A 7,215-nucleotide genomic window follows, 5' to 3' on the forward strand; every position below is an offset into this window, starting at 1 on the left:
CGGGTGACCAGCGAGCGGGCCAGGGCGACGCGCTGGCACTGGCCGCCGGAGAGCTGGTGCGGATAGCGCGCGGCCAGCGGGCCGAGTTCGACCATCTCCAGCGCCTCGCGCACGCGCTGGGCGGACTCCGCCGCGGGCACCTTCTGCATGCGCAGGCCGAAGGCGACGTTCTGCTCCACCGTCATGTTGGGGAACAGCGCGTAGCTCTGGAACACCATGGCGATGCCGCGCTTCTGCGGGCTTTTCGGCACGATGTCCTCACCGTCCAGCAGGATGCGCCCGCTGTCCACCGCGGTGAGGCCGGCGATGCAGCGCAGCAGGGTGGATTTGCCGCAGCCGCTGGGGCCGAGCAGGGTGACGAACTCGCCGCGCTCGGCGGCGAAGTCGATGTCCTGGAATACCGTGGTGCTGCCGTAGCTCTTGTTCAGTGTCTCGACGCTGAGGAAGCTCATGCCTTGTCCTTGCTTAAACGGTTGGCCGCCCAGGTGAGCAGCAGGACGAAGAGGAAGTAGGAGACCACCACCGCACTGGTGTAGTGGCCGCTGCTGTTGCGCATGTTGTTGAGGAACACTTGCAGCGTTTCGTAGCGGGTGCCCACCAGCAGGTTGGCGAAGACGAACTCGCCGATGAGGAAGCTGAAGGACAGGAACAGCGCCACCATCAGGCCCTTGCGCAGGTTCGGCAGCACCACCAGCAGGGCGGCCTGCCAGGTGCTGGCGCCGAGCAGGTGGGCGGCGTCCATCAGGTCGTGCAGGTTGATCGCCTGCAGGTTGTTGCTGATCGCCCGGTACATGAAGGGCAGGGCGATGGTGAAGTAGCAGCCGATCAGGATCCACGGCGTACCGACCATGGGCACCGGGCCGGAGGCGTAGAGCTGCAGCAGGCCGACCGACGACACCACCGGCGGCACCGCGAAGGGCAGCAGGATCAGCACGTTCATCAGCGCGTCGAGGCGCGGGAAGTAGTAGTGGATGACGAACATCAGCGGCAGCACCAGCACCACGCTGAGGACCAGCGCGCCGAAGCACACCAGCAGCGACTGGCCGAAAGCGACGAGGAAGCGCGGATCGCTCCACAGGGTCATGAACCACTTCAGGGTCAGCCCGTCCGGCAGCACGCTGGCGCTCCACGAGGTGGCCAGCGAATAGAGCAGGGTGGCGGCCAGCGGCACCAGCAGGATCAGGAACAGCGCGTAGACCACCACGCGGTGGTAGAGCGGACTAGCGTTTCGCGACATGGTAGCTCCGGCGCAGCAGCCACTGGTGGGCCAGCGTAATGATGCTCATCAGGCCGACCAGCACCATCGCCAGCGCACTGGCCATGTTCGGGTCGAGGAACACGTCGCCCGAGACCAGCCCGGCGATACGGATCGGCACCACGTTGAAGTTGCCGGTGGTCAGCGAGTAGACCGTGGCGTAGGCGCCCAGGGCGTTGGCCAGCAGGATGACGAAGGTACCCAGCAGCGCCGGCGTCAGCACCGGAATACCGATGTGCCGCCAGAACGCCCACTGGCTGGCGCCCAGCAGCGCGGCGGATTCGCGCCAGTCCTCGCGCAGGGCGTCGAAGGCCGGGTAGAGGAGCATCACTCCCAGCGGAATCTGGAAGTAGGTGTAGAGGATGATCAGGCCGGTCTTCGAGTAGAGGTTGAAGTCCTCGATGATCCCCGCCTGTTTCAGCAGCAGCGTGATGGCGCCGTTGAAGCCCAGGATGATGATGAAGGCGAAGGCCAGCGGCACCCCGGCGAAGTTGCTGGTCATGTTGGCGAAGGCCATCACGAAGTCGCGCAGCCGGCTGTCCACCTGGCGCAGCGAGTAGCTGCCGAGGATGGCGATGAACAGGCCGATCAGGCTCGACCACAGGGAGATTTCCAGGCTGTAGCGGATCGCCTGCAGGTAGAAGGGCGAGCCGAAGATCTCGCTGAAGTTGGCCAGGCCCCAGCCGTCGCCGGTGCGCACGCTGTTGATCATCACCCACAGCAGCGGGGCGAGCTGGAAGGCGAAGAAGAACAGCGCGAAGGGCAGCAGGCAGAGCAGGGCGAAGAGTTTTCCGGTGTTCGATCTCATGCCTTGAGCAGCTCCCGGCAGACCGGTTTGTCGTGGGCGGCGCCGAGGATTTCGCACAGCGTGCCGCAGAGTTCGAGCTGGCGCGGGCGCGCCTGGTCGTCGAGGCTGAACGCTTCGCCGAAGACGAACAGCGGCACTTCGCGCTCCTCGGGGAGGATGCCGCCGTGGCTGCGGTCGTCGTTCATGCCGTGGTCGGCGGTGACCATCACCTGGTAGCCGGCGGCCAGCCACTGGTGCAGGTATTCGGAGAGGGTGATGTCGACGTGCCGCGCGCTGTTGCGGTACTGCGGCGTGCCCAGGCCGTGCTTGTGGCCGGCGTCGTCGATGTTCATCGGGTGCACCAGCAGGCAGTTCGGCGCATGCCGGCGGCGCAGCGACTCGGCGTCGGTGAACAGGTGCGAGTCGGGGTAGTGGTCGGTCCAGTAGAAATGGCCGTGCTGGATCGGCAGGGTTTCGTCGTCGGTGTGGCGGTCGCGCGCGGGGTCGAAGGGCGTGCGGTTGTACAGCTCGCTGACCCAGTGATATGCCGCTGCGGCGGTGGTCAGGCCGGAATCGCGGGCGTAGTGGAACAGGCTGCGCTGGTTGGACAGGCGCGACACATCGTTGTGCAGGATGCCGCTGTCGATCGGGCGCACGCCGGTGAGGATGCATTCGTAGAGCGGGCGCGACAGCGAGGGGAGTTCGCATTCGAGCCGGTAGAGCTGGCCGCGGCCTGCGTTGCACAGGGCCTGCAGGTGGCCCATGCAGTCATGGGCGACGCTGTAGTTGAGGCCGTCGAGGACGACCAGGATGACGTCGTGGCGCATGGGGCGGGCCTTCGTTGAGCGCGGCCGCCCCGGTGCGAACCGGGGCGGCGGGGCGTCATTGCATGTTGATGATGACGTTTTCCTGCCACTGGCGCGGCAGGCGCTTGGAGGTCTCTTCCCAGGCCTTGGCGTCCTTGATCGGCTGCGCCTTGGCGTACTGCTCGTTGGGCAGCAGCTTGGCCTTCACGTCATCCGGCAGGGTCAGGTGCTCGGCGCGGATCGGACGGGCGTTGCCCTTGGCCAGATTGATCTGCCCGGCATCGCTGAAGATGTACTCGCGGGCCAGCTTGGCGGCGTTCGGGTTCTTCGCGTATTTGTTGATGATGGTGGTGTAGCCGGAGATCACCGAGCCGTCGGAGGGGATCAGCACCTCGAAGCGCGACGGGTCGATCTGGTCGCGGTAGCTCAGGCCGTTGAAGTCCCAGACGATGCCGACTTCCACTTCACCCTTCTCCAGGGTGTTGATCACCGGGTTGGTCAGCGACAGGCGGCCCTGCTTGGCGAGCTGGGCGAAGAACTCCAGGCCCGGCTTGATGTTCTTCTCGTCACCGCCGTTGGCGATGCTCGCGGCCAGTACGCCGTTGACCGCCTGGGCCGCGGCGCTGACGTCACCGATGGTGACCTTGTACTTGCCCTTGAGCAGGTCGGCCCAGCTGTGCGGGACGTCCTTCACCAGCTGCTTGTTGACGATGAAGGCAATGGTGCCGGTGTAGGCGAGCGCCCAGTGGCCGTCCTTGTCCTTGGCCCAGTCAGGGACCTGGTCCCAGGTGCTGGGCTTGTAGGGCTGGCTGACGTCCATCTGGATGGCGATGGGGCCGAAGGCGGCGCCGACGTCGCCGATGTCGGCGCTGGCGTTTTCCTTCTCGGCCTTGAACTTGGCCAGCTCCTGGGCCGAGCTCATGTCGGTGTCCATGTGCTTGAGACCGTACTTGCTTTCCAGGTCCTTCCAGGTGTCCTTCCAGTTCGCCCAGCTATCGGGCATGCCCACGCTGTTGACCTGGCCCTCCTTGCGGGCGGCGGCTTCCAGCGATTGCAGGTCGGCGGTGGCCGCCATGGCGAGGCCGCTGCCAAGGGCAATGGCCGATCCCAGCAGTGAAGCAAGCAAGCGTTTCATTCGGTGCTCCTTCGGATGTCGTTCAGTGTTTTCAAGCGTGGTCTAGATCAGCAAGACGCAGGCCAATCTAAGCGGGGCGGATGACAGTTTGATGTAAGCCCCCGGCGTGTCGGCCCGGCTTCGAACGCCCGACGGGTCGTCGGGGAAAAGCGTAGACCATGGCCGACGCCTTGATCCGCCTGGGCTACGCTGGTGTCGTTATCTGGCATGAGCGCTGCTTGCAAAGGCGTTGTCACGGGACGGTCATCGGGCTTTCCTAGGATGAGCGCACCCCATCGGGGGAAGGAAATGCCCTGTTCTGGGGCTGGACTAGTCCAAAAGAGGGAATCGAATGCGCGATACGGCGCTACCCACGGTCACGGCGATCTGCCGCGCCCTCATCGAACAGATCGACAGCGGCCTGCTCAGTGCCGGCGGCAAGCTGCCAGCCGAGCGCAAGCTGAGCGAGCTGTTCGACACCACGCGGATCACCCTGCGTGAGGCACTGGGGCAACTGGAAGCGCAGGGGCTGATCTACCGCGAGGAGCGTCGCGGCTGGTTCGTCTCGCCGCCGCGCCTGCTGTACAACCCGCTGGTGCGCAGCCACTACCACGCGATGGTCGAGGGGCAGGGGCGGGTGCCGGCGACCGAGGTGCTCTCGGCGCGGCAGGTGCCGGCCAGCGCGGCGATCTGCGAGCTGCTGGAGCTGCCGGCGCTGTCGAGCGTCTACCAGATCCGCCGGGTGCGACGGGTGGACGGGCGGCTGGTGCTCTATGTCGAGCACTACCTCAACCCGGCCTACTTCCCCGGCATCCTTGAGAGCGACCTGACCTGCTCGCTGACCGAGCTGTATGCCAGCCGCTACGACATCCGCTACGGCCGCGTGCGCTTCGACATGGTGCCCACCGCGCTGCACGGCGAAGCGGCCAACGTCCTGCGCGTCGCCCAGGGCAGCCCGGCGCTGCGCATCACCCGCATCAACGGCGACCAGCACGGGCGCATCATCGATTGCGACCTGGAATTCTGGCGGCACGATGCCATCCACGTCAGCGTGGAAGTGCCGGATTGATCTTCTGGCGTTGAGCCGGATGGGTAGGAGCGAGCTTGCTAGCGAACCAGGCACCGGAGTCGCCGGGAATCCCCTCTCCCCCCGCCCTCTCCCTGAAGGGAGAGGGAGCTGTTCGGTGCAAGCCGACAAGCCGGAGTCAGCCGGCGAACTCTTGTCTCTGCCCACACTCAGGATAGTCCCCTCTCCCTTCAGGGAGAGGGTTAGGGAGAGGGCAGCGCCGATGTGGAGCTAAACAGTTCGCGAGCAAGCTCGCTCCTACGAAAAGCAAAATTCCCCTTCAGCGGTCGGGGTTCCACTCCGGATAAGCCGGAATCCCGTCCTGCGCCAGCCAGGGGCGGTCATGGGACACCCAGATGTGCCGCGCCGGCCGCGTGCCCGGATCGTCGTCCAGGCTGGCCACGCGCACGATGACGTGAGGTTGGCCGTCACGCTCGGCAATCAGCTGCGTCCCGCAGCGCGGGCAGAACTTGCGCAGTTTGCCGGGGGACGATTCGTACGCCGCTACCTTTTCCGCACCCTGGGTCCAGCGGAAGTGTTCGCGCATCACCCCCGCGGTGCTGGCGAAGGCAGCCGAGTGGGCCTTCTGGCAGGTCCGGCAGTGGCAATGGCCGATGGGCATGTCCAGGCCGTCGATCTCATAGCGGATATCGCCGCACAGGCAACTGCCGGTGAAGGGCATGGCGGGCTCTCCTCAAATACTTTCCATGATGAAAAACGCCCGGCAGGTGCCGGGCGTTCGGGTCAGGGCAGGTCGGCGTTGTCGTAGAAGGCTCTGAGCACCTTGGCCAGGTAGTGCAGGTCCTGGCTGCCGGCCAGCTCGCGGATGGAATGCATGGCGAAGGTCGGCAGGCCGATGTCCACGGTGCGCACGCCGATCTGGCTGGCGGTGATCGGGCCGATGGTGGAGCCGCAACCCATGTCGCTGCGGGTCACGAAGCTCTGCACCGGCACTTCGTTCTCCAGGCACAGGTGGCGGAAGAACCCGGCGGTCTCGCTGTTGGTGGCGTAGCGCTGGTTGCTGTTGATCTTGATCACCGGGCCGCCGTTGAGCTTCGGGCCGTGGTTGCCGTCGTGCTTGTCGGCGTAGTTCGGGTGCACGCCATGGGCGTTGTCGGCGGAAACCAGCAGCGAGCGCTGCACGGTGCGGGTGAAGGCATCGCCTTCGGGCAGCAGGCGGCGCAGCACCTGTTCCAGGAACGGGCCGTCGGCGCCGCAGGCGGAGCAGGAGCCGACTTCCTCGTGATCGGTGCAGACCAGCACGCCGCTCTGCTCGTCGCTACTGCCCAGCAGGGCTTGCAGGCCGGCGTAGCAGGACAGCAGGTTGTCCAGGCGGGCGCCGGCGATGAAGGCCTGGTCCAGGCCGATCACGGCGGCGCGCTGGGTGTCGTAGAAGCTCAGCTCGTAATCGAGGATGGCGTCGGCGGTGATGCCGTGCTCCAGTTGCAGCTGCTCGCCGAGCAGGTCGCGGAAGTCGCGGGTCTCGCCGGCGGCAACCTGGGCGAGGATCGGCGGCAGTTCGGTCTGAGCGTTGATCGACCAGCCCAGGTTGGCTTCGCGGTTGAGGTGGATCGCCAGGTTCGGGATCACTGCGATGGGCGCCCGGAAGTCGATCAGCTTGCTCTCGACCTTGCCGGCCAGGCGGAAGGTGACGCGCCCGGCCAGCGAGAGGTCGCGGTCGAACCAGGGGGCGAACAGCGCGCCGCCGTAGACCTCGACGCCCAGCTGCCAGTAACCGTTGCGCACCAGTTCGGGGTTCGGCTTGACGCGCAGGCAGGGGCTGTCGGTGTGCGCGCCCACCAGGCGCAGGCCGTTCTCCAGCAGCGGCGCGGTGCCCAGCTTGAAGGCGATCAGCGAGGAGTCATTGCGGGTGACGTAGTAGCGGCCGCCGGCCTCTGTACGCCAGGCGTCGCGCTCGTCCAGGCGCTGGTAGCCGGCCTCTTCGAGGCGAAGGGCGAGGGCCTGGGTAGCGTGGAAGGGAGTGGGGGAGGCCGCGAGGAAATCGATCAGGCCCTGGTTGAGTTCTGCACGCATGGGTAACTCCGGACAGCGAATGGCCGGAAGTTTAACGTAAATGCGCGAATCTGCGGCCTGGGTAGCTCTTCGTAGGAGCGGGGGGTGTATGTGTGGGCGGCGGGGGGCGCGGGGGTGGGGGGGGGTGGGCGGGAGGCGGGGGGGAGATCGGGG

The 7,215-nt window shown here is 66.3% G+C and carries 8 protein-coding genes; 1 reads left to right on the top strand and 7 read right to left on the bottom strand.

The genetic code is table 11. The annotated features are described in order from the left end of the window. The 5 genes from ACCC94_RS26075 to ACCC94_RS26095 all read right to left on the bottom strand — a co-directional run. On the bottom strand, window positions 1-452 hold a 452-nt coding region (locus ACCC94_RS26075), incomplete at its 3' end, for an ABC transporter ATP-binding protein (RefSeq protein ID WP_413352506.1). After that, window positions 449-1,237 carry an ABC transporter permease gene (locus ACCC94_RS26080; protein ID WP_413352507.1) on the bottom strand — a complete coding sequence of 263 codons (789 nt, stop codon included), beginning with the start codon at window positions 1,235-1,237 and terminating at the stop codon, window positions 449-451. The genes ACCC94_RS26080 and ACCC94_RS26075, both read right to left, overlap by 4 nt. Next, on the bottom strand, window positions 1,221-2,063 hold the full coding sequence (locus ACCC94_RS26085) for an ABC transporter permease (RefSeq protein WP_413352508.1): 843 nt from the start codon (window positions 2,061-2,063) through the stop codon (window positions 1,221-1,223). Before ACCC94_RS26085 ends, ACCC94_RS26080 begins: the two co-directional genes overlap by 17 nt. Next, window positions 2,060-2,869 (bottom strand): alkaline phosphatase family protein, encoded by an 810-nt coding sequence (locus tag ACCC94_RS26090; RefSeq protein ID WP_413352509.1) that lies wholly within the window; start codon window positions 2,867-2,869, stop codon window positions 2,060-2,062. The genes ACCC94_RS26085 and ACCC94_RS26090 overlap by 4 nt, the downstream gene beginning before the upstream one ends. Window positions 2,870-2,924: 55 nt before the next feature. Then, on the bottom strand, window positions 2,925-3,983 hold the full coding sequence (locus ACCC94_RS26095; RefSeq protein ID WP_413352510.1) for an ABC transporter substrate-binding protein: 1,059 nt from the start codon (window positions 3,981-3,983) through the stop codon (window positions 2,925-2,927). 331 nt (window positions 3,984-4,314) lie between these two features. Here ACCC94_RS26095 and ACCC94_RS26100 point away from each other — a divergent pair, with 331 nt between their 5' ends. Next, window positions 4,315-5,031 (top strand): UTRA domain-containing protein, encoded by a 717-nt coding sequence (locus tag ACCC94_RS26100; protein ID WP_413352511.1) that lies wholly within the window; start codon window positions 4,315-4,317, stop codon window positions 5,029-5,031. Window positions 5,032-5,308: 277 nt separating this feature from the next. On the opposite strand, the gene ACCC94_RS26105 is transcribed toward ACCC94_RS26100, so the two are convergent. Both ACCC94_RS26105 and ACCC94_RS26110 read right to left on the bottom strand, forming a co-directional pair. Then, complete coding sequence (locus tag ACCC94_RS26105; protein ID WP_413352512.1) at window positions 5,309-5,710, bottom strand: GFA family protein; 402 nt, start codon at window positions 5,708-5,710, stop codon at window positions 5,309-5,311. 62 nt (window positions 5,711-5,772) lie between these two features. Then, window positions 5,773-7,062, bottom strand: coding sequence for a M18 family aminopeptidase (locus ACCC94_RS26110; RefSeq protein WP_413352513.1), 1,290 nt, complete (start codon window positions 7,060-7,062; stop codon window positions 5,773-5,775). Between the last annotated feature and the right edge of the window lie 153 nt (window positions 7,063-7,215).

The organism is Pseudomonas sp. Pseusp97 (assembly GCF_047304025.1).
GTDB lineage: Bacteria > Pseudomonadota > Gammaproteobacteria > Pseudomonadales > Pseudomonadaceae > Pseudomonas.